19 protein-coding genes are annotated in these 22,402 nt (G+C 48.0%); 10 read left to right on the forward strand and 9 right to left on the reverse strand.

Going from position 1 to position 22,402, the window contains the following annotated elements; all coding sequences use genetic code 11:
* Positions 1 to 383: 383 nt before the first annotated feature.
* Complete coding sequence (locus OU793_RS04620) at positions 384 to 1,223, forward strand: 23S rRNA (adenine(2030)-N(6))-methyltransferase RlmJ (protein WP_005478729.1); 840 nt, start codon at positions 384 to 386, stop codon at positions 1,221 to 1,223.
* 259 nt (positions 1,224 to 1,482) lie between these two features.
* Entirely contained in the window at positions 1,483 to 2,838 is a 1,356-nt protein-coding gene (gorA, locus tag OU793_RS04625; RefSeq protein WP_005478739.1) for a glutathione-disulfide reductase, read from the forward strand.
* An 80-nt stretch (positions 2,839 to 2,918) separates the two neighbouring features.
* Here the strand turns inward: gorA and OU793_RS04630 are convergent, their stop codons facing one another.
* Positions 2,919 to 3,824 carry a LysR family transcriptional regulator gene (locus OU793_RS04630; RefSeq protein ID WP_005379156.1) on the reverse strand — a complete coding sequence of 302 codons (906 nt, stop codon included), beginning with the start codon at positions 3,822 to 3,824 and terminating at the stop codon, positions 2,919 to 2,921.
* Between the two features lie 119 nt (positions 3,825 to 3,943).
* Here OU793_RS04630 and xapA point away from each other — a divergent pair, with 119 nt between their 5' ends.
* Positions 3,944 to 4,768 carry a xanthosine phosphorylase gene (xapA, locus tag OU793_RS04635; RefSeq protein WP_140103251.1) on the forward strand — a complete coding sequence of 275 codons (825 nt, stop codon included), beginning with the start codon at positions 3,944 to 3,946 and terminating at the stop codon, positions 4,766 to 4,768.
* Positions 4,769 to 4,872: 104 nt separating this feature from the next.
* Here the strand turns inward: xapA and OU793_RS04640 are convergent, their stop codons facing one another.
* Together OU793_RS04640 and OU793_RS04645 are read right to left on the reverse strand one after the other, a co-directional pair.
* On the reverse strand, positions 4,873 to 5,484 hold the full coding sequence (locus OU793_RS04640) for a bifunctional 4-hydroxy-2-oxoglutarate aldolase/2-dehydro-3-deoxy-phosphogluconate aldolase (RefSeq protein ID WP_005394384.1): 612 nt from the start codon (positions 5,482 to 5,484) through the stop codon (positions 4,873 to 4,875).
* Positions 5,485 to 5,493: 9 nt separating this feature from the next.
* Positions 5,494 to 6,870, reverse strand: coding sequence for a GntP family permease (locus tag OU793_RS04645; protein ID WP_005478622.1), 1,377 nt, complete (start codon positions 6,868 to 6,870; stop codon positions 5,494 to 5,496).
* 153 nt (positions 6,871 to 7,023) lie between these two features.
* Here OU793_RS04645 and OU793_RS04650 point away from each other — a divergent pair, with 153 nt between their 5' ends.
* Positions 7,024 to 7,548, forward strand: coding sequence for a gluconokinase (locus OU793_RS04650; RefSeq protein WP_005467756.1), 525 nt, complete (start codon positions 7,024 to 7,026; stop codon positions 7,546 to 7,548).
* On the forward strand, positions 7,548 to 9,344 hold the full coding sequence (edd, locus tag OU793_RS04655) for a phosphogluconate dehydratase (protein ID WP_159404214.1): 1,797 nt from the start codon (positions 7,548 to 7,550) through the stop codon (positions 9,342 to 9,344). Before OU793_RS04650 ends, edd begins: the two co-directional genes overlap by 1 nt.
* A gap of 74 nt (positions 9,345 to 9,418) precedes the next feature.
* Here edd and OU793_RS04660 read toward each other — a convergent pair whose 3' ends face one another.
* From OU793_RS04660 to OU793_RS04675, 4 genes are all read right to left on the reverse strand, one after another.
* Entirely contained in the window at positions 9,419 to 9,748 is a 330-nt protein-coding gene (locus OU793_RS04660) for an SMR family transporter (protein ID WP_005478614.1), read from the reverse strand.
* Entirely contained in the window at positions 9,745 to 10,149 is a 405-nt protein-coding gene (locus tag OU793_RS04665) for an SMR family transporter (RefSeq protein WP_140103253.1), read from the reverse strand. The genes OU793_RS04660 and OU793_RS04665 overlap by 4 nt, the downstream gene beginning before the upstream one ends.
* Before the next feature lie 269 nt (positions 10,150 to 10,418).
* Positions 10,419 to 11,354, reverse strand: a complete 936-nt coding sequence (locus OU793_RS04670) for a LysR family transcriptional regulator (RefSeq protein WP_140103254.1) — start codon at positions 11,352 to 11,354, stop codon at positions 10,419 to 10,421.
* Positions 11,355 to 11,409: 55 nt separating this feature from the next.
* Positions 11,410 to 12,417 (reverse strand): substrate-binding domain-containing protein, encoded by a 1,008-nt coding sequence (locus OU793_RS04675; protein WP_005496635.1) that lies wholly within the window; start codon positions 12,415 to 12,417, stop codon positions 11,410 to 11,412.
* A gap of 219 nt (positions 12,418 to 12,636) precedes the next feature.
* On the opposite strand from OU793_RS04675, the gene OU793_RS04680 reads away from it, so the two are divergent.
* From OU793_RS04680 to OU793_RS04700, 5 genes are all read left to right on the forward strand, one after another.
* Entirely contained in the window at positions 12,637 to 13,989 is a 1,353-nt protein-coding gene (locus OU793_RS04680; RefSeq protein ID WP_025509515.1) for a serine/threonine-protein kinase, read from the forward strand.
* 13 nt (positions 13,990 to 14,002) lie between these two features.
* Entirely contained in the window at positions 14,003 to 15,475 is a 1,473-nt protein-coding gene (locus OU793_RS04685) for a hypothetical protein (RefSeq protein ID WP_062905312.1), read from the forward strand.
* Positions 15,476 to 15,477: 2 nt separating this feature from the next.
* A complete protein-coding gene (locus OU793_RS04690) occupies positions 15,478 to 16,050 on the forward strand; it encodes a sigma-70 family RNA polymerase sigma factor (RefSeq protein ID WP_005455178.1) in 573 nt (190 codons plus the stop codon).
* 3 nt (positions 16,051 to 16,053) lie between these two features.
* The gene (locus OU793_RS04695) at positions 16,054 to 17,613 is read left to right on the forward strand and encodes a hypothetical protein (RefSeq protein ID WP_274647730.1); all 1,560 of its coding nucleotides are present in this window, start codon (positions 16,054 to 16,056) and stop codon (positions 17,611 to 17,613) included.
* A 263-nt stretch (positions 17,614 to 17,876) separates the two neighbouring features.
* Complete coding sequence (locus OU793_RS04700; RefSeq protein ID WP_140103255.1) at positions 17,877 to 20,180, forward strand: hypothetical protein; 2,304 nt, start codon at positions 17,877 to 17,879, stop codon at positions 20,178 to 20,180.
* A gap of 104 nt (positions 20,181 to 20,284) precedes the next feature.
* Here the strand turns inward: OU793_RS04700 and OU793_RS04705 are convergent, their stop codons facing one another.
* Both OU793_RS04705 and OU793_RS04710 read right to left on the reverse strand, forming a co-directional pair.
* The gene (locus OU793_RS04705; protein ID WP_140103256.1) at positions 20,285 to 21,289 is read right to left on the reverse strand and encodes an SPOR domain-containing protein; all 1,005 of its coding nucleotides are present in this window, start codon (positions 21,287 to 21,289) and stop codon (positions 20,285 to 20,287) included.
* Between the two features lie 156 nt (positions 21,290 to 21,445).
* Entirely contained in the window at positions 21,446 to 22,402 is a 957-nt protein-coding gene (locus OU793_RS04710; RefSeq protein ID WP_005455202.1) for an ABC transporter permease, read from the reverse strand.

The following is a 22,402-nucleotide window of genomic DNA, read 5'->3' on the forward strand; positions in this document are numbered from 1 at the left end:
GTTTTGGCTCTATGACTGCCCATAAAATAGGCGGACCCAATGCACAAGTAAGCCGACAACATGGATTGGGGGAGCTCCGTTCCCTTTCTCTATGCTGCGATGACCGGATGATCAACGAGAGCTTGCTCTGTCCCTGAGTCTTATTCTGCCTAAGTGGCAGAGCACTCTATTGGAGCACTGCGATCCCACTTAGGTTCAATATGTTTAGTAAGTATGGGTGACTTAAAGAGATTTCAATAGTGAGTGCATTTTAAGTCGCGCAAAATCAAACGGAGATTCTGCATCTGCAAGGATGTTGGGTATAATACCCTCAACACACCGAAAATTTATTGTATCTGAAATCACAGACCACACTCAGCCAAAGAGTGTTTCGAGAGTTTAATTTGTTAAGTTACCGCCACAGCTTCCACGCTGGCAACCATGCCGACGTGGTCAAACACATCGTTCAAAGCCTCATTCTTGATGCGCTGAAACAAAAAGATAAGCCATTCGTTTATCACGATACCCACTCGGGTGTGGGCCGTTACGATCTGACTCACGAATGGTCTGAGAAAACGGGCGAATACAAACAAGGCATCGCACGTATTTGGGATAACCCAAATATTCCTGAAGACATCAAAAGCTACATCGATGCCATCAAAGCACTCAACAACGGTGATAAGCTGCGCTACTACCCAGGCTCACCGCGTGTGGCGCGTGCGCAAATCCGCCCACAAGACCGCATGGTACTGACAGAGCTGCACCCAGCCGATCATCCATTGCTGGAACAAGAATTCCATCGCGACCGCCAAGTCAGCATCTACAAAGAAGATGGCTTTAAGCGTCTAAAAGGCAGCCTACCACCGCAAGAACGTCGTGGCTTGGTACTGATTGACCCGCCATACGAGCTAGCTAAAGAGTACCGCGATGTGGTGCAAGCGATTTACCAAAGCCACAAACGTTGGGCAACGGGCATCTACGCGATTTGGTACCCAGTGGTAAACCGTCACGACATCGAAGACATGATTGAAGGTCTAGAGAGCCTCGGCATTCGTAAGATTCTACAAATCGAATTGGGTGTCGCACCCGATACCAACGAGCGCGGCATGACGGCATCCGGCATGATTGTGATTAACCCACCGTGGAAACTGGAAAGCCAGATGAAAGAAATTCTGCCATTCCTGCAAGACGCGATCGCACCAGCCACCGGCCACTGGAAAGTGGACTGGATTGTGCCAGAGTAAGCACTTCTGCACCGAAACCTCTCAGCGCAACGACATTCTCGTTGCGCTTTTTTATGCTCTCACCTCCGCCGTCTGATCGCGCTTATTCTTCTTTTTGTACCTCTCATCGCTATTTGTCATAAGCAATGTCACTTTTTCCCATTTAGGAATTCGTTACATTCGATTTATGATAGTGGGATAATGGTGGCATTGAGTTCAGGCAAGGTCATCCCAATCTATCTATGTACCAGATAAAATTTATAAGCTCTTGGAGAAAGTAATGGCGACTCATTTTGACTATATCTGTATCGGTGGCGGCAGTGGCGGCATCGCATCTGCAAACCGTGCGGCGATGTACGGCGCGAAAGTTGCGCTAATCGAAGCTCAAGATCTCGGCGGTACCTGTGTAAACGTAGGTTGTGTACCGAAGAAAGTGATGTGGCACGGCGCACAAATCGCAGAAGCAATGAACCTGTACGCAGAAGATTACGGTTTTGATGTCGACGTGAAAGGTTTCGACTGGAGCAAACTGGTTGAGAGCCGTCAGGCGTACATTGGTCGTATTCACCAATCTTACGATCGCGTTCTTGGCAACAACAAAGTAAACGTGATTAAAGGCTTTGCTAAGTTTGTTGACGAGAAAACCGTAGAAGTAAACGGTGAACATTATACTGCGGATCACATCCTAATCGCGGTTGGTGGTCGTCCTACTATTCCAAACATTCCAGGCGCTGAATACGGCATCGATTCAAACGGCTTCTTCGACCTAGCAGAGCAACCAAAACGCGTTGCGGTTGTCGGCGCTGGCTACATCGCAGTTGAAATTGCTGGCGTACTGCACGCACTAGGTACAGAAACGCACCTGTTCGTACGTAAAGAGTCACCACTGCGTAGCTTCGATCCTATGATCATCGATACGTTGGTTGAAGTAATGGAAGCAGAAGGCCCAACACTGCACACCCATTCTGTACCAAAAGAAGTGGTAAAAGAAGCCGATGGCAGCCTAACCCTGCACCTAGAAAACGGTGAGAGCCAAAACGTTGACCAACTGATTTGGGCAATCGGTCGTCACCCAGCAACTGACGCAATCAACCTAGCGTCAACTGGCGTGGCAACGAACGAAAAAGGCTACATTAAGGTAGACGAATACCAAGAAACCAACGTGAAAGGCATCTACTGTGTGGGTGACATCATGGAAGGCGGTATCGAGCTAACACCAGTAGCAGTGAAAGCGGGTCGTCAACTTTCTGAGCGTTTGTTCAACAACAAACCAAACGCGAAGATGGACTACGATTTGGTACCAACTGTGGTATTTAGCCACCCACCAATCGGCACTATCGGTCTTACAACGCAAGAAGCGGAAGAGAAGTACGGCAAAGACAACATCAAAGTCTACACATCTGGCTTCACGGCGATGTACACCGCCGTTACTAAGCACCGTCAACCATGTAAGATGAAGCTTGTATGTGCGGGTGAAGAAGAAACGGTTGTTGGTCTACACGGCATCGGTTTCACGGTAGATGAAATGATCCAAGGCTTCGGCGTAGCAATGAAGATGGGCGCAACCAAAGCAGACTTCGACTCTGTTGTGGCTATCCACCCAACGGGCTCTGAAGAGTTCGTAACGATGCGTTAATTGCGCGCTAATCGCATTGCTGATTTCAGCAAATCATTTGAAAAGGTCACCTTAGGGTGACCTTTTTTGTTTGCCCATGCTTAACTCGCATTCTCCAATAGCGTGCGAATAAACTCGGCTTTGATAGCACTCTCCTGCTTACCGTCATGAATCAGACATAAGTCTGCACGCAGTGACTCTTTCAGCTTGATAAAACGAATCCCATGCCAATGATGCTGAGAAAACGTCGACGGCACCAACGTCACGGTATTGCTGTTTGCTACATACGCCATCAAGGTGCTTGGCTCCACCACTTGTTTGCCAATATGGGGTGAAAAGCCTTCTTGCAGACAGGCATTGATGATGAAGTTTGCCGAGGCTGAATTCGCCAAACTCATAAACGCAAACTCACACGTCTTTAAATCTTGGAGCCGCAGCAAAGATTTGCTGGCTAACTCATGTTGCTCCGACACCGCCACCACAAACACATCTTTGCCCAAAGATACCGACTGATACGGATAAATGTTGAGTGCATCGGCAAAACGCACAATGCCCACATCAATTTTCTTCTCGCTCAGATGCTTCTTTTGCGTCTCTGGGTTGAGGTCAAAAATGTCGGCGTGATAAGTGTCATGCTCAGCATGGAAACGCTGTAACAGACGATCAAATCCGCCCCAAAATGCGCTACTTACCACACCAACTCGCAGGATATTTCTCTGGTTCAACCCCACTTGCTGCACTTGATTGAGCGAGACATCCAAGGTCTGAAAAATCAGTTGGCATTTGGACTCCAACAATCGTCCGGCCTCCGTCAGCATGACGTTTCTTGAATCACGCTCAAACAGTTTGACGTTAAGCACCTCTTCCAACTCTTTGATGCGATTGCTCAACGGCGAATTGGTGATATTGAGATTCTCGGCCGCCTTAGTGAAATGCTTGGTTTGTGCGACCTCGTAAAAGTAACGCAGCATCTTCAGCGTCACGCGCTCAAATGGTTCTGACTTCATGCATTGAGTCCTAGCGAATTTCATCATCCTCTTTTTAAGGATGATAGTAACGAATAAAGCAAAGATAACCAGCGCAGAAAGTCACACAATGGAATCAACACAACCAGAAGGTGACTAACATGAATCAGGATCCAGTAATCGGCGCGCTACAAACCATTCGCGAACGCAAACCAAACTTCCAACCTAAAGCGGCGTTTATTTTAGGCTCTGGCTTAGGCGTATTGGCAGACGAACTACAAGACAAAGTGGTCATTCCATACGAAGAGCTCGAAGGGTTTCCGGTTAGCACCGTGCAAGGCCACTCTGGTGAGTTGGTGCTTGGTACCATGGGCGGCGTAGACGTAGTGTGCATGAAAGGTCGCGGTCACTACTACGAACACGGCTCAATGAAGGTCATGACAACGCCCGTGCGCACCTTTAAAAAGCTGGGCTGTGAGTTTCTGCTCGTCACCAACGCGGCAGGCTCACTTCGCCCTGAACGCATCGACGTCGGTTCTCTGGTGGTATTTCATGACCACATCAATACCATGCCTGAATCTCCAATGATCGGTCCGAATGATGAAGAGTACGGCCCGAGGTTCTTCAGCCTCGCCAATGCGTACGACAAAGACCTACGCGCAGAAGCGTTTGAAGTCGGCAAAGCCAATGGCATTCACCTGAATGAAGGTGTGTTTGTCTCTTACACAGGCTCCAACTTTGAGACCGCAGCCGAAATCCGCATGATGCAAATCATCGGTGGTGATGTTGTGGGAATGTCGGTCGTGCCAGAAGTGATTTCTGCGGCGCATTGCGGCTTACCCGTATTGGCAGTGTGTGCGATCACCAACATGGCAGAAGGCTTGGGAGATGTAGAATTGTCTCACGCCCAAACATTGAAGTGCGCGAAGCTAGCCGAAGCAGATTTCATTCGCTTTATTAAGCGCTTTATGAAGCATCACTTCTAAAGCCGCTTCATTCCAAAAAGCAAAAGGGTCATCAAATAACTTGATGACCCTTTTTCGTATCACTTTTTCTAACGTTCGGGGTATTTCGGAGCCGTTTGCGCGTTTTACTTAACTGCGCGAACCAATTCAGCAATGCCTTCCCAATCGCCGTTGTCCATCATTGCGGTTGGCACCATCCACGTACCGCCACAAGCTACAACCGATTTCAGCGCTAGGTAATCTTCCACGTTGGATGGGCTTACGCCACCTGTTGGCATGAATTCCACTGGGTAAACCGCCGTGAGTGCTTTCAGCATGTTTACGCCGCCTGATGGCTCAGCAGGGAAGAACTTCAACGTACGCAAACCCATTTCCATCGCTTGCTCAACCAAGCTTGGGTTGTTGACACCCGGTACGATGGTCACGCCACGTTGCTGACAGTATTTCACTGTGGTTGGGTTGAAGCCTGGGCTAACGATAAAGTCCACGCCCGCTTCGATGGCGATATCCACTTGTTCTGTGGTCAGAACGGTGCCCGCGCCAATCAACAGTTCTGGGTACGCTTCACGCATGATGCGAATCGACTCCGCCGCCGCTTCGGTGCGGAATGTCACTTCCGCACATGGTAAACCGTTTTCTACCAACACTTTTGCCAGTGGCAGAGCGTGTGCTACGTCGTTGATTGCGATAACTGGGACGATTTTGATTTCTCTTAATCGTTGTTCAAGTGTTGTCATGGGGAACCTCTAAAGAATAAAGCTTAATGTTGCGACGATAATAAACGCGATACCGCCAAGTAACGTTTCCATTACCGTCCAAGTTTTTAATGTGGTTTTCTCATCCATCTCAAGCAGACGAGATACCAACCAGAAACCAGAGTCATTGAAATGAGACAGTACCGTTGCACCACCCGCAATCGCGATTACGATAAAGCAAAGGTCTAGTTCACTCAAACCTGTAGATGCTGCCACAACTGGCGCGATAAGAGCCGCCGTTGTGGTTAGCGCTACCGTTGCCGAGCCTTGAGCAACACGCAGACAGGTTGAAATCACAAACGCCGCCACAATCACAGGCATACCTGTGTCTGTAAGAACGTCAGCCAGTGCATCACCGATGCCGCTTGAGCGCAGTACGCCGCCAAACATGCCACCAGCACCCGTTACTAGGATAACGCCACAGATTGGAGCCAATGACTCACCACACAATTTTTCTAGTTTTGCCATGCCGTAGTCTTTGGCAAACACAGCCAGACAGACAATCAAAGTAATCAGCAATGCGACTGGGGTTTTACCTAGCATACGTAGGAACTCAACCAGTGCCGTTTTGCCATCAATCAAACCTGCAACCGCCAGTGTGTTCAATACCGTATCCAAACAGATTAGCAGGACTGGCAGCACAAGGATGGTCATAACCGTGCCAAATTTTGGTGCGTTGCGCTCATCCACCATCGCTTCGCCATTAAAGAAGGCTTTAGATAGTGGGATATCGAATTTTTTGCCCGCGTACAAACCAAATAGGTAAGCGCCAAGGTACCAAGTTGGAATAGCAACCAGAATACCCACCACCAATAGCAGACCGATGTTTGCGCCAAGGAATTCTGCCGCTGCAACCGGACCTGGGTGTGGTGGAACAAACGCGTGCATAACCGCAAAAGCACCAGCTGCAGGCAACGCGTATTTAATTGGTGAGCCACCAAAACGAGCCGCCACACTTAGGATGATTGGCATCATCACTACAAGGCCAGCATCGAAGAAGATTGGGAAGCCAAACAGTAATGAAGCGACGCCCAAAGCAAATGGTGCGCGCTCTTTACCAAAGCGACCAATCAAAGTGTCTGCCAGCACTTTCGCACCGCCAGTCACTTCAAGAATTTTACCGATCATCGCACCAAGACCAACCAGCAATGCCACGGAAGCCAGTGTGCCGCCGAAGCCGCCCATCATGGTCGATACGACTTTCTCAGAAGGAACGCCAGTGGCGATTGCTGTGCCTAAACTCACCATAGTAAGGGAAGCAAAAGCATGGACTTTCAGTTTAATGATCAGAACGAGTAACGCTGCAATGGCAAGGCCTGCAATCGTCAGTAGGAACGTAGGATCTGGGGCTTGGGTTAATTGCTCCATAGGTTCACCTTTAAGAATTATTGTTTGTGTTATGGTTCACATTTATTTCAGTTACCGGTAACATGTTACCGATAACATGAATAAGATAAACCCATATTTTAAAGTGAATTCAAAAATTGAGATCACGCGCAAATTTGGTTATGAGGATAAGTTATGGCTGGTAGTAGTGTCATCGTTATGGGCGTTTGTGCTAGTGGTAAAAGCACAATTGGTGAGCATCTAGCGAAAAAGCTAGGGCGTAAATTCATTGATGGTGATGATCTTCATCCACGAGCGAACATTCAGAAAATGGCATCGGGCCAGCCTCTGAACGATGATGATCGCAAGCCATGGCTAGAACGCATTCGTGATGCGGCGTACAGCCTAGAAAGCAAAAACGAACACGGCATTATTGTCTGTTCAGCACTGAAAAAGATTTACCGCGATCAGATCCGCGAAGGCAACGACAACGTGACCTTCCTGTTCCTTGATGGCGATATGGAGTTGATCCTTAATCGCATGCGTATGCGCAAAGGCCACTTCATGAAAGAAAACATGGTGAAGAGCCAATTCGAGACGCTAGAGCGCCCAGACAACGAGCCTCAAACTCTGATCGTCAGTATCGACGGAGACATCAGCGACGTGGTGGAACGCTCTGCCGCTGAGCTAATCAAAATGCAAGCGATCGAGGTGGCGTAATGACTCACTCTGTTGTTCTTGAGGTCACACAACGTTTGACCGAGCGCAGCCGTGAAGCGCGCGCTGCGTTTCTTGCTCGCACCGAAGTGCAAGCCGAAGCTGGCAAAGGCCGTGTTGGTTTATCTTGTGGTAACTTAGCCCATGCAGTCGCCGCTTCTTGCTCTTCTGAAAAGAAAACTATTCTCGATTTTACTCATGCCAATGTCGCGCTGATCAGCGCCTACAACGACATGTTGAGCGCCCACCAACCGTACCAAGACTACCCAGCGCAAATCAAACAAGTACTGGCGGACTACGGCCATACAGCGCAAGTCGCAGGTTGTGTGCCAGCGATGTGCGATGGGGTGACTCAAGGTCAAGCAGGCATGGATATGTCGCTGTTTTCGCGTGACTTAATTGCGCAATCAACGGCGTTGTCTTTGAGTCACAATGTCTTTGATGCCACATTACTGCTTGGTATCTGTGACAAAATTGCCCCGGGGCAACTTATGGGCGCGCTGTCTTACGCGCACCTACCGACTGCGTTTGTACCTGCGGGTCTGATGGCAACAGGCATCAGCAACGAAGAGAAAGTCGACGTACGCCAAAAATACGCAGCGGGTGAAGTCGGCAAAGACGCTCTGCTGGATATGGAGTGTCGCGCTTACCACTCTGCGGGTACGTGTACGTTTTACGGCACCGCCAACACCAACCAGTTGGTGTTCGAAGCCATGGGCTTGATGCTGCCAGGTTCGGCATTCATTCATCCCCATACCCAACTGCGTAAAGCGTTAACCGATCACGCGGCTCTGAAAATCGCCTCAATGACGGCGGGTTCTGCACACTTCCGTCCGCTGGCCGAGGTGGTCACAGAAAAGAGCTTGGTCAACGGCATCATCGCTCTACTTGCATCTGGCGGCAGCACCAATCACACCATTCATATGATCGCCGTGGCGCGTGCTGCTGGCATCTTGCTCACATGGCAAGACATCAGCGATCTGTCGGATGTGGTTCCTTTGTTAGCTCGCGTTTACCCGAACGGACCAGCCGATATGAACGCGTTCCAAGACGCGGGTGGCGTGCCTGCGTTATTGCACCGCTTGAATGAATCCAAGCTTTTGCATCGCGATGTGAAACCCGTGTTTGGTGAATTTGAAGACCAAATGACGCTACCGAGCCTTATCGATGGCCAACTGACTTGGACACCGTGCCAAGGCAGCCAAGACGGTGACGTGATCGCCAAACCGGACGCCACTTTCCAAAACACTGGCGGCACTCGCGTACTGACTGGCAACTTGGGTAAAGCCGTGGTGAAAGTGTCTGCGGTGAAAGAAGAGCAACGCGTGATTGTTGCACCTGCGATCGTATTCCAATGCCAACATGAAGTGGAAGCCGCGTACAAACGTGGTGAGCTGAACAAAGATTGCATCGTTGTGGTCACACACAACGGCCCAGCGGCAAACGGCATGCCTGAACTGCACAAGCTGATGCCAATTTTAGGTAACGTGCAAAAAGCGGGCTTTAAAGTGGCGCTGGTTACTGACGGTCGCTTATCTGGCGCGTCAGGTAAAATTCCGTCTGCGATTCATGTTTCTCCAGAAGCCATTCGTGGTGGCGCGATTGGTTTGGTGCGCAACGGCGATTTGATTCGCCTTGATTGCCAAACGGGCGAACTGAACAACTTAAGCGATACCACTGGTCGCGAGTTGATTCATTTCGACACCGAATCTACCCAACAAACCTGGGGACGAGGCTTGTTTAGCGTGATCCGCCAAAACGTCTCTAGCGCAGAAGAAGGCGCAAGCTTCATTGTGTAAGCCAGAAAAACAAAAAGAGCGGAGTTTGATACTCCGCTCTTTATATTTGTCTTCGTTGTTTTTGTTTGGCTTGATTAAGCGGTTTTCATCACCACGACCGCAGCAATCACCACAAAGATACCAAACCAGCCGATTGGCTTGAGTTTCTGCTTAAACAGCAAGGCTCCACCCACTGCGGTACCCAAGATACCGATCGCGCCCCAAGAAGCATAAGCAATGGCTAAGTCGATCTCTTTAACCGCTTGTGCCAACAGCGTGAATGCTGTCAGTACCAACACAATCGCCGCAATGCCCCAGCCTTTGTATTTAAAACCTTTTGAGCGTGTCAGCGCCATATTGGCCATGATATCGACCAAGGCAGCCATCACGACAAATCCAAATGACATCGTAAAAAATTGACTCATGATTCGCACCTTGTACTAGCAGAAAATGAACGTTCTTTTGCCGATTTATCGGCGTTTTTCTCAGCGTTAGGTTGATCGTGTGATTCCCCTAAAGTCACACACACAATGCCGACAACGGCTAACATCAAACCAAACAGCTCTTGATGGTTTAAGTTGGCATCAAAGGCGATGATCGACACCACGGTGATCAACGAGATACCCAACCCTTCCCAGACAGCGTATGCCACACCGATCGATATTTTCTTCGCGGCAAACGCGAGAAAGTAGTAAGAGATTGCGATCAGCACATACATTACGATGTAGCCCCACCACCCGTGCCCTTGTCCAATAAGAGACATCGTGCTGGTGCCAGCCACTTCGGCAACGATGGCGAGCAATAAAAATAGACGTGCAACTAGCATGATTAATCCTCCATCAGAAATTAAAAAAATGCATAACGGAGAATGGTGAATGTCGCGTACCTGTATCGACATTCAAAAAGTTAAAAAGATAAAAATGAGCCACTTCTCCTGACTATTTGAGATAAGGTTAGCGCTGGGTAGGAAAAAGAGACAGGTAATTGAGATATTCATTTTTGAATATCTTAAGAAGTAAGTTGTCTATGTAATCACACAATACTGACAAGGTTAAAGCACCAGCTCTCTCATTCAGCCGATGCCATAAAGTGACGTCACTGCGTAAAAATCAGCGGCGTATTGAGGGTTTGTCGCACCACTTTATGCAGGTGTCTGTGCAAAGGATGGTTGCGGTTGGTTTGAAGGAAACCGCCAGAGACCACAAACTGACTGAACTCACGGTTGACGAGTGGCATTGCGTAAGACGCCAGTTCCGGCATCAACAATGCCGAGCTTTGACTGGCATACATAATTGCGTCGGTTTCTTGCAGCATTTGGCAAGCCACGCGCAAATTATAGGATTTCAATAACACCACGGGCTCATAGCCCATGCGGCGATACTCGGACTCCACGGTACAAAGCGGTTTATATGACGCGGGCGCAGGCAAAGAAACAAGGGGCAGCTTGGAGACCGTGTCCCAATCATTGCTGATTTTCGACAAGGTCGGATGGTTTTTACGCGCCAAAATCACTCGTTTTTCAACGAATAACGGGCGCATGTAAATGTCTTTCGACAGTTCGGTCTCTTGGTCAAGAATGCAGTAATCGTGCTCACCTTCGAGCATTTCATCGTGCGAGTAACTGTTCCAACTGGAAAAGGCAAAGTGCGCTTTAGGGAACGCTCGATGGCAGCCAGTTAGCAATCGCTGCCCTTGTTCATCCATCAAATAAGGGTCGGTTACAATCGCGATCTGTCCTTGATATTGCTGAGGGTCGAATACTTCAAACTCTTGCACCACTTTTTCCAGTGGTGCAATCATGTTATCGAATTCGGCGGCAAGGCGAATCGCCATGGGAGATGGCTCTACCCCATGCGCTTTACGCACAAATAGCGGGTCATCAAACACTTGCTTAAGCTTCATTACGCCGCGGCTGGCGCTCGGTTGAGAAATGCCAAGCTGCATTGCGGCCAGCTTGATGCTGCGGTTTTCCACCACGGCTTTTAATAAACGCATTAAGTTGAGATCCAATGCATCCAGCTGATGCGCCATACCCTAACCTGCCAATACCATTGATGAGCGAATACGAAGAGCGGTTAACTGCGAGTTAAACACTCTCTCCTGAAGTGATCTGATAACCCATATCAAACACTTTTTCTTCTTGCGCTTCACCTTTCAGACGCGCAATTAAAAGCTCTGCACTCTTTACACCAATTTGGAAACGCGGCGTATCAACGCTGGTCAGCTTCGGACTGATGGTCTGACCGATATCCAAGGCGTTATAACCCACCACCGCTAATTGCTGCGGGACTTGAATGCCACGCTGCTGCGCACTCAGCATAGTACCAATTGCGATGTCATCGTTGGTACAGAACACCCCGTCGAGCGTTGGGTACGTTTCCAATGCGCGTTCAAGCAAATCATGCGCAAGGGAGAAACTGGAGTGCACGCCAGTTAACACATGTTTGGGTTCGAGTCCGGCTTCATTCATCGCGCGATCGTAACCTTGCATACGCAGTTTGGTACGCGTGTCCAAACGCGCACCGAAATAAACAATGGTGCGTTTGCCAGCGTCCAACATACGTTTCACCGCGTTGTACGAAGCGTCTTCATGATCCAAGCCCACAGCCATATCAATCGGTTGTGGCGGCAATTCCATGGTTTCGACCACCGGAACGCCAGCGTTTTTGATCATCTGCAACGTGCGTGGAGTGTGGTGACTTTCAGTCAAAATCAACCCATCCACTTGGTAGGAAAGCAAAGAGGCGATTTTGCGCTCTTCCTCCAACTCATCGTAGCTAAAGTGTGCCAGTAGTGTTTCGTAGCCGTTAGCCTTAGTGACCGTCTCTATGCCCTGAACAAAGGAAGCAAAAATTTGGTTGGACAGAGAAGGAAGTAAGATGCCGATGGCTTTGCTGGAAGACTTAGACAACATCGCGGGGGCACGATTTTCGATGTACCCCATCTCCTCGATTGCCGCGGCAATTTTCACGCGGGTCTTCTCAGCCACCGATTCTGGATTGCGCATATAGCGCGAAACCGTCATCTTTGTTACGCCAACTTGGTCTGCGACATCCTGCAATGTCGTTCGTGTTTTTTTATTCTGTTGAGCCATAAATATGTGATTTATCAATAATGTTACATGTAACATTATGACGAATACACAGGATGCCGACAAGCCACCAAAAGCCAAACATAATATCCACAATAAAATCATGCACTTATTGTTACAGAGTTGTTTTTAAAGAAACACTCGCAAAACGAATAAATAAATGACATTAATATTGAGTTTCTTATAAAATAGCGCACGTAAAACAATAAGATATCAGGCACTGTGCAGTTAGGCTCCAGCGAAACCCAAGTTTATTATCATCTTCTTGATCTGGACGACTCTCAAAAGCAGCAATACCTCCAAGAATTGCAACAGAGTCAACCTGAGCTATACATTCAACTCGCGCCCCTTTTAGCCCATGAAGCCCCAGAAGAGCGATTAACGCAATTGCTTTACTTTGGCGCTCATCAAGCGACCAACAGCGAGATCGACCTTAGTGGCGAAGTGATCAGTAAGTATCGCCTAACTCATGAGTTGGGACGTGGTGGTATGGGCGTCGTTTATGCCGCGCAACGCGCAGATGAGACCTTCGAGCAAGATCTTGCGATCAAATTCATCCAAAGCAATTTAAGTAATGTGCTCGGACAACGGGCACTTTTCGATGAAGCGCAGCTACTAGCACGTTTAAATCACCCTTATATTGCGAAAGTCTTTGACGGCGGCCTGCATGACGACTCGGTTTACATCGTCATGGAGCGCGTGTTTGGCCAAACATTGGATGATTATCTTGCCGAAGTCACACTGACAGACCGTGAGAAGCTCACGCTGTTTAAGCAGATTTGTCAGGCAATGGAACACGCGCATCACCACCACGTTTTACACGCCGATCTCAAGCCTGAAAATATCCTGATTGACCCAAATAAACGACCGAAATTGCTCGATTTCAACCTGACGCAGAAAGTGCAAAACAGCGGTGGCGAATCCCCACCCGCATTAATTGCGTTTAGCCAAAACTTTGCCAGTCCAGAACAACAGACTGGTCAGTTTCTGACGGCACAAAGCGATGTGTACTCTCTGGGTAAAATTCTCGCGATGATGTTTCCGTCACCGCGCGTTTGGTCTGATGTTTACTGGGTCATTAGACGCGCGACACGCTCTGCCGCAAAACTGCGCTATTCAGATGTTCGAGCACTAAGAATTGATATTGAGCGCATGCTTGAGCGGCGCCCAATCGAACAAAAAAAACATTGGCCGTTGTACAGCGCATTGCGTTTAGTACAGCGCCGTCCGCTGGCTGCAGCATTATCTGCCATTCTGGTTTTATCCGGCGTGCTATTTGGTAATGCATTGATTCAAAAGAATATCCAACTGCAACAAGAGAAGAAGATTGCAGAAGATATGATGTACGAACTGACTCGCCTCATCTTTCATGCGAAGGGGCAGAACGTCGAACATCTTTCGGTGAACTCCATGATGGAGCTAACACGAAGGCGGATACTCTCTAACCCAGATATCCCCAAACATATAAAACAAAAAATGTTGTTGGCGATGATGACACCGGTGCCAGAGAAGCACCTAACTACACCAATGAGTTGTCAGCCAAATTGTGCGTCTAAGGACAGCACCAACCAATAAGGCTTAAAACAAGATGTATACACGTTCAGTGGTATTTTGGCTGTCTGCATTGACGGCTACGTCCACTTTGGCGGCAGATGCTTCTGCAGCCACTTCACACCCGCCAGCTTCAACCTTGAAGCAAGGCTACTTTATCGACTCTCCAGTGACTGGCCTGTATTACAAAACCAGTTCCAATATCACGGGAGTCACTCAGCAAGGCGCATTTCACTACCAACCAGGTGATGTGATCAGCTTCTTCCTTGGTAACGATGACAAAGGTTATCTGCTGACAACCTTATCGAGCCAAGAAGTGCTTACGCCAACGATGGCGACGACCAAACCCAGCCGCAGCATCAATATGACGCGTCTGCTGCTTTCTCTCGACAGCACGCCTGAGAATCGTGAGGAAATTGTCTTAGCCAACCGTGTATTGTCTGATCCTCGCTTTCAAAGCCAGCTCAAGAGTCTCGATCTCAATTATCTGGATGACGCTAAACGACATCTCAACCTCGACTGGGTTTCTGTCGATGAGGCGATTGATCACTTGAACGAAAGCCAGCAGTACATTGAGGAAAACTTTGCCTCTGATGAGATCATCTTTGAACCTCGCGGCATCACGTTCAAAAACATCGTGATCAAAAAGAAAGATTGGCAGGGCCGCGCTTGTGCCTACGATCTGCGCTATAAACATCACCCCAAATATCGCCCCCCTTTTGGTGAGACCCGATTCACCATCACCAAAGATTCGTTAATTGAACACCCGAGTGTTGGCGACCATTTTCAAGGTTGCTTCATATCGCCGAATCACCAAATTACGGAAGATATTGTCGAGCCGATTAGCAAATTTGCGGATTGGTTTAACCTTGTTGGTTGCTCTATCACAGGATGCACCCGCAACGACTTGAACGGCTTCTCTCTCGAAGACTTTGACGATGAAGGCGACTGGAAATATCGCTCAGTCGCGATGAATTTTGACCCAAGCACTGAGCTTTTTATGGAGAAAGTACAAGGTCTCGGGCGCAACAAACACATCCAACACAGCAACCGCACTGAAATGCTGTGGTTTTCCTACCCTAACACCAACGAGCACGACATCGACTACCTCGGCGTGTGGCAGCAAACCCAATACCACCAGCAATCCATGACACAATCGTGTCTGTTAATGCGCCACCAACAAGTGATGCGATTGCCACGCAGCGCCGAGACCTGCCCAACCGATGCAAGCCTATACACCCAAGATGTCACCCGCGAGTTTGCCGATATGTGGTGGGTAAACAATGACGAACCGAAAGCCAATTTGGCGCAAATGAACATCATGGTGCGCTGGTCAACCACTCCGGCAGAAATCAACTACACCACTTGGGAATACTTACCGGCAGGAGCCAACTGGGAGCAAGGCATTTTGTATCGCTACCAACAGAACGTTAGTCGTAACCGAGATGGTTCTGATCATATTGAAACGCATACGATTTCTGAATTTGTCAAAGTGAGCGAGGAGGTATAACCATGGCAACGACTTCAGCCCTAACCCACATTATTCAGCAGTGGCAGTCTGGCAACAAACAAGCCGAAAGCGAGCTGTACCAATTCGCTTATTTGCAACTGCGTAAAATCGCCCAACAAGAACGTGAGCGCAACGCCGAAAAATACGGCACCGACAACATGGTATTGGCAGACAGCGTCAACAGCACCACCGCATTGATTCATGATGCTTACCTAAAGATGTCAAACTGCGACATGAGTGAAATCGCCACCAAGCGTGATTTTTTCTTAATGGCCGCTAAAGTCATGCGCCAAATATTGATCGACAACGCCCGCTCACACCAAGCGCAAAAACGCCAGCACATCACGCTGATGAAGGACGAAGAAGACCGCTTTGAGCAGTTGATCATCATGGACAAAGCCTTAGATAGCTTTAGCACACGCTACCCACGTCAATCGAGCGCCTTAAAACTCAAATACCTGATGGGCATGAAGAACCAGGAGATCAGCGAACTGCTAGAGTGCAGCGCAAGTCTGATCGAAAAAGACCTCAAGTTCTCACGCAGCTGGCTGCAATCAAGAATGGCACACGCATAAATCATGACCAAGAAACTGTGGATTATCGGCGCGATCGGCGCCGGTTTATTGGGCGTTTACTTGTTAAGTGACGAGAGCAACATGGCGTCTGCGGCCAGCTCTTTAAACAGCTCTCCTGTCGATAAAAGAAAAAGCCAACATCACTATGGTGAACGTACGTCGTTAATTGAGGTGAAGCAGGCGCTCACAACATCGGCGTTGGATGGCTCGAGCTCTCTCGATTTAGATGCTGTGCTTAATGCCACCCCATTCGATCAACAAAACGTCGCCGAGAACCCTTTCGATACGTTTGATGGTTACTACCCTTACGATCTGACGGCGGTGACACCACAACCCAAGGTTGATGCGGCGAACAACAGCAAACCCATCATCAATCTATCGGTCGAACAGCAACTGCAAACCATCATTTATGGTTGGGAGCTGACGCAAAACAAGCCGATCAGCAATTCGTTAAGCCTGAACCAATTGTTTGAAGACCCCGATGGTGACCTGCTCACAACTCGGATCTGGTTAGAAAACGCCAATGGTCTTCAGGTGCTCAACCAAGGCCAAATCGTGGTACAAGGTGCGCCAGAAGAAATCGACCAAACCACTTACTTAGCCGTGGCAGCTCGTGACAATCATCATGGTGAAGAAGATTACGCCTGGGTCACGACCCGTTTTGAATTGCCAGTCGTTAAAGAAGAGCAAAACAACACCGACCATCCTTTGGTCGGTGACATTGTGTATCGCCTCGAAACCACACAAAACCTTGGCGGTATCGCGTACGCGTATGAAGTGGTGTATTGCGAAGCATTTCAGTTTGAAAACGAAGAAGTGTATTTTGAGCGCTTATGCCCAGAAAAGGGAGCACTAAAAAAAGTGGGCCATTATAAAATCAGTGATGACTCGTTGATTGTTAGCGCAAATGGTGCTCGTCAAATCTGGACCACCAAAAAGGTGTACCCATCTCAGGTTCATAAAGAGACTCAGAACTATTTCACCACCGTGTTTGATGGCAAACAATTCGAAAGCTATACCATGCAAAAGAACAAGCAATCGATGGAAAAACGCATCAACGCACCGATAGGACGATATTTATACCAGATATCCTTTTTTGACTATTTGCTACCTCGCCCAAACGGCGATTATCTCGTGGCTGAAATTGGCAATTATATTTATCACCATGGAACTCAAGTCATTGGTCCTCATGGTGAAAGCATCGATTCCGATCTCAACTTACGCACTTACAATCCAAACTTGTATTGTGCTGATGTCGCCATCTGGTACGGCAGCCATGTCATTGCTGGTCAAGGAGACTATCAGGTCGACATCATCTCCGATCCTAACCCCTACGATCCGACTTACCTAATTGACTGCTACGAATACATTAGTAACCCCACGACCAGACAACAATCGTTAGCATTTGATCTGAGCTACTCGCCTTACGACGAACTACTTGATGGCGAGGTGTACAGCTACATTTTGCGTCCAAAGCCTGAACTGGCTGATCGCGTTGAAGAATTTAAAATCAATATGATTTATCACAGCCCAAAGCCGTTACGCTCAAGCAACAAAAAATAACCACTTAAAATACATAATGTTATTTTGACTATTAAATCACTAAAAACAAAAAGTGGAACCGTGATCAAAGTCTCATTTCCTTCCTCATCGACAAAAAACTCAAATAAATTTTACGGGTTTTATGCGGTTTTTCGTGTCTTGAACACTTACTCAATAGTGATTAAAAAGACACAACTTTCTTAAATCTCACTAGTGAGATTTAAGAAAAACAACAATAAAAAAAGCGACTTTCTCATTCGGAAACGAACAAGGACAAATGAATAATGAATAAGGTGAGTTTATTAGCAGCGTCAGTGGCTATCGCTCTTACAGGCTGTGGCGGTTCAGATAGCGGTTCAAGCAGTGCAAGCAACGGTGTTGTGATCACAGGTTTTGACGGCTACTTCAAAAATGCAGTTGTTTTTGAAGACACGAACAACAACGGTCAATGGGACACTCAAGAATCTATTCTTGGTCTGACCGATGAGAAAGGTCAGCTTACACTGGCCGCTAAACCAGGAAAAACTTTAGCACTGCAAACTCTCGTTCCAAACGGTGCGAAACAGAAACAACTTATCGCCTTGGATGCCAAGAAATACGCTGGCACCTACACCGTAGATATGGACCACCCAAGCCAAGCTATGGCGCACGAAATCGTATTCCGCGCACCATCATCGTCTAACGTGATCTCACCTATCACGGACCTTGTGGCGATTGAAATGGCAAAAGACCCTTCAATTACTGAAGAAGACGCGAAAGCAAACGTAAACAAAGCATTGGGAGGCTCAGAGGAAGCTCCGATTGATCTGTACAGTGACTTTGTTGAAGGTGCGACAAAAAACGCCGAACTACATAAAACCGCTCAGATTCTGACAGAATCTAAAGCGCAAAACCCAACAAATTACGAGAAGAAAGCGACTGAGTTTGCTCAAGCGGCAAACCAAGAAGTGGATCGTCTTGTCGCGTCTGGCGAAAACATCAATGACCCGAGCCTACGTCCAGTCATCACTGATAGCACGCCGAATAGCGACAACTTAGCGCCTGAAACGGTAGTCAACAACAAGCTAACCGTCAACGAAACCGTAGAAGACGCAGCTGAAGATAAACTGGATAAGCTACCAAAAATCGTAAAAGGTGCCGCATTTGATGGCGTTGAGCTAGACATCGAAGGTCTTTTCAAAGACAAAGACCAAAGCCTTGTGAGCACAAAACTGACGCATAATTTAGCGGGCACAGGCATTGAAGTTGAGCAAGTTGGTAACCTAATTGTTCTACACCCAACCGCGATCGTAGAAAAATCCGGTGATTTTGAGATTGTTCTAACGGCGCAGGACAAAAACTCTAACGGGGATGTGCTATCAACTGTGAGCACAGTATTCGAAATCGAAATCGAATCTGCAAACTTACCACCAATGGTTGTTGAAGCAGAGCAAGCTCGCCTGCAATCCATTGTTGATGGCTGGTACCTACAACAGGGCGAACTGTTTGAACAAACGCTCGATGTTTCTGGTTTGTTCCAAGATAAAGACGGTCAGATCACCGACTACTCAGCGGACTACGTAGGCATTGAAGGCCTAACAGCAATTGAAGATGGCAATGCGATTATCACCATTAAAGGCACACCGACAAAAGCTGGTGAATCTGGTGCAGCACTTACCATTAGCGCAACAGATGGTCATACTGCGGTGCAGATTGCACTCAGCATGCCAGAAGTAAAAGAAGGCGTTACGCCACCACCAACGGCTCACCCATTAGAAGGTAAAACTTGGTACTACCTAGAGCACGGCTCTGATGATGGTGATGATAACGATGAGTTTGACTACTCTCGCGTATGGTGTGAATCAATCAAGTTTGAAGGTGGTGTTGTTTACGGCAACGTTCGCAGCTCAGAAAACCGCACAGAATGTACTGACGCAGACACACAAAAGGAGCAAGCGACGTACAAAGTAGAAAACGGTCGTCTGATCGCAACATTCCAATTCGAAGAAGATGGCGAGTCACTGACTGAGTCTTTTGAAGTTGACGTTGCTGGTAATGCCGACGAACTTGCAAAAGGCGCAAAAACTATCGTTCAACGCCCTATCGCATTAGACGAGAAGGCAGAACGCTACACGTACTTCGCAGATGCTGCTAATGCAGAATCTCGCATTCAAGTGAAATCAGATGATAGCTACGACAAACGCTTTGGCTACATTTACCTACCAGCAGAACAAGATAATGTTTACGATCTCGGCATGGTAAGTTTTGCGTTAGTTGAGGGCTCTCAAGGTTACAAGGCCTACATAAATTTTGATGTAGAAGGCAAAGACTTTAGTTGCGATACCATCGACGAGTTCTACAAAAGTTTTACGTTCTCTGGCAATGATCTAACCACGCCGTACAGCCAACATTACATCGGTGGCAGCTGTAATACGATTACAGACGAAGAGTATGACTATGCAAGCATCTACTTTGATCTGTCTCAGATTCAAAGCTTAGATGTAAAGAATATCTACAGCTTCATCGGTTATGCTAATGATAAAAATGCAGAGTACATTGAAGCAGTGAAATTTAATATCGAATGGACTGGCGAAGGCGATAACGAATAATCCCTTAGGCCAAGAAATCTAAAGCCCCGCATCGCGGGGCTTTCTTCGTTTTGACAAGCATGTTTCGTCCTAAAATGTATGAATACATTAAGGATGAACAACCGCTACTTCACACACATCACATTCAACAACGACGTGCCGGTTAACTGATTTGGCTCTCGATCGGCAAACAAGCCTTTCTTATCTTTACCCCAATACGGCAATTGCAGCGGCCATTTGTTCTTCTCCATCACACCAGAATCTCGCAACGCTTTAAATTCAGTCGCCGTGGCGAGCGACATGCCCAACTGCTGACAAATCTGTTGCGAGCTTTCGTAGTTGAGTCGATTCCACGGCTTACCATATTCCATATAAAACTGATTATCTAACAGGTAAGGCACGACATACGTTTTGCCATGTAGAGACGCTCGCAAGCGCACTTCCACCTCTCCATTGTCTTTTACGCTCGGTGTTGGTTTTGCTTTCGCTACCGGTTTTGTTGTCGTGCTCGGTTTCGGCTCTTTTGCCGTAACTGGCTGCGCTGTCGTTTTTGTCGCAGAAGCTTTAAACGCCTCGGTATCTGGACGACTGGCCACGACTGGCGCAACAGGCTTCGGGGCGACGTTTGGTTTGGCGACAGGAGTCGGCTTTGATGACGGCTGCGTTTGCTTCACGGTGTTGTCACTCCCTTTGCCAACCACACGAATAAATGCCTCGCGATAGTTCGACAAGGTTTTGACTCCTCGCAAATCAGCAGACGCTTTAGAAAATTCTGTATAAGGCCCAATAAGACAACGATAGCCCTTTGTTTCGGGCTTCATCCAAACATCGGTGGTGATTTTGCTGTAAATGGGTTTGGCTTTAGCAAGTGGCATTGGTTTAGGCAGCAAGCCACATTGAATCCAATAGAAATCATTGCCTCCTTGCGGCACTTTCTTTCCCCAAACACCCTGACCGATTGGGCAACTTTTCTCTAGCATCGGCAGTTCTTTGTCGCTCGCTTGAGTCGCCTGACAAAGAAAGTCATCGGCCAGTACCGGGGCTGAAAATTGGGCGCACAGCAATAGCCCTCCTAAGCTGAGGCCTGATTGGACAATGCGTGATAAGAGGTGTGCCTTCTTCATTTCCATACGCTTCACTCTGAACTAGTGGGTAAGGTCATTATGGCGGCAAAGCGCCAAAAAAATGTGAATAAAGAATAACTAGCAAAAAAAGAGCCGGAATTGCATCCGGCTCTCAGTTTAGGAAGGAAATGAGCGATTTAACAATGCTCTATGTCTAAATTCTTAACCTTTGTACAGTTTCGGGTTAAATACATCGCGTAACCAGTCACCCAGAAGGTTAATAACCAGTACCAAAGTAACTAGCACAATACCTGGGAAGGCTGTAATCCACCAAGCACCAGAGAAGATGTAGTTAAAGCCGATGCTGATCAACGCGCCCAAAGATGGTTGGTCAACAGGCAGACCCAAGCCTAGGAACGACAGCGCCGCTTCCGACATGATGGCGTTGGCCACCTGAACGGTTGAGATAACCAAGATTGGTGACAAACAGTTCGGCAAAATATGGCGGAACATGATGCGTGGAGCTTTAAAGCCCATCACGCGTGCCGCTTCTACGTATTCTTTCTTCTTCTCTGCCAGTACCGATGCACGAATCGTACGCGCGTACTGTGGCCATTCAGCCACACCGATGATCACCACCAGCATCACGACCGCGTATTGGCTGTAAAAATCGCTGCCAAAGCTGGCTTTGAAAATGGCCGAGACGATGATCGCTACCATCATAGTTGAAAACGACAACTGCACATCTGCAAAACGCATCAAGAAGCTATCGATACGACCACCGAAGTAGCCTGCCGACAAACCAATGATGATGCCCAGTACAAGCTGTAGACCGACCGCCAGAAAACCGATCGTCAGCGACAAACGAGAGCCGTAAAGAATGGTCGATAAAATATCACGGCCTTGCTCATCGGTACCGAGCACAAAGCGTTCTTCACCGCCGTCCATCCAAGATGGTGGTAATTCTGAATCCATGATATCGATAGATGTCAGATCGTACGGGTCAGTTGGTGCCAGAATTGGCGCCGCCAGTGCCAGCACCAAGAACATCAGAAACACCGTAAAACTCGCCATCGCCACTTTGTCGCGCTTGAAGTAGTACAAGAAATCCGAGTTTTTAAAGCGCTCCCACGCAGATGGAACGGCTGAAGGAGCAGCAGGAGTATTGGTTTGGCTCAT

Origin of the sequence: Vibrio sp. VP6 (assembly GCF_028823755.1) — a bacterium.
GTDB classification, from domain to species: domain Bacteria; phylum Pseudomonadota; class Gammaproteobacteria; order Enterobacterales; family Vibrionaceae; genus Vibrio; species Vibrio parahaemolyticus.

Excerpts from the sequence above, each read along its gene's own strand:
- gorA (WP_005478739.1), top strand. The coding sequence starts at position 1,483 with ATGGCGACTCATTTTGACTATATCTGTATCGGTGGCGGCAGTGGCGGC.
- OU793_RS04630 (WP_005379156.1), bottom strand. The coding sequence starts at position 3,824 with ATGAAGTCAGAACCATTTGAGCGCGTGACGCTGAAGATGCTGCGTTAC.
- xapA (WP_140103251.1), top strand. The coding sequence starts at position 3,944 with ATGAATCAGGATCCAGTAATCGGCGCGCTACAAACCATTCGCGAACGC.
- OU793_RS04640 (WP_005394384.1), bottom strand. The coding sequence starts at position 5,484 with ATGACAACACTTGAACAACGATTAAGAGAAATCAAAATCGTCCCAGTT.
- OU793_RS04645 (WP_005478622.1), bottom strand. The coding sequence starts at position 6,870 with ATGGAGCAATTAACCCAAGCCCCAGATCCTACGTTCCTACTGACGATT.
- OU793_RS04650 (WP_005467756.1), top strand. The coding sequence starts at position 7,024 with ATGGCTGGTAGTAGTGTCATCGTTATGGGCGTTTGTGCTAGTGGTAAA.
- edd (WP_159404214.1), top strand. The coding sequence starts at position 7,548 with ATGACTCACTCTGTTGTTCTTGAGGTCACACAACGTTTGACCGAGCGC.
- OU793_RS04660 (WP_005478614.1), bottom strand. The coding sequence starts at position 9,748 with ATGAGTCAATTTTTTACGATGTCATTTGGATTTGTCGTGATGGCTGCC.
- OU793_RS04665 (WP_140103253.1), bottom strand. The coding sequence starts at position 10,149 with ATGCTAGTTGCACGTCTATTTTTATTGCTCGCCATCGTTGCCGAAGTG.
- OU793_RS04670 (WP_140103254.1), bottom strand. The coding sequence starts at position 11,354 with ATGGCGCATCAGCTGGATGCATTGGATCTCAACTTAATGCGTTTATTA.
- OU793_RS04675 (WP_005496635.1), bottom strand. The coding sequence starts at position 12,417 with ATGGCTCAACAGAATAAAAAAACACGAACGACATTGCAGGATGTCGCA.
- OU793_RS04685 (WP_062905312.1), top strand. The coding sequence starts at position 14,003 with ATGTATACACGTTCAGTGGTATTTTGGCTGTCTGCATTGACGGCTACG.
- OU793_RS04690 (WP_005455178.1), top strand. The coding sequence starts at position 15,478 with ATGGCAACGACTTCAGCCCTAACCCACATTATTCAGCAGTGGCAGTCT.
- OU793_RS04695 (WP_274647730.1), top strand. The coding sequence starts at position 16,054 with ATGACCAAGAAACTGTGGATTATCGGCGCGATCGGCGCCGGTTTATTG.
- OU793_RS04700 (WP_140103255.1), top strand. The coding sequence starts at position 17,877 with ATGAATAAGGTGAGTTTATTAGCAGCGTCAGTGGCTATCGCTCTTACA.
- OU793_RS04705 (WP_140103256.1), bottom strand. The coding sequence starts at position 21,289 with ATGGAAATGAAGAAGGCACACCTCTTATCACGCATTGTCCAATCAGGC.
- OU793_RS04710 (WP_005455202.1), bottom strand. The coding sequence starts at position 22,402 with ATGAGCCAAACCAATACTCCTGCTGCTCCTTCAGCCGTTCCATCTGCG.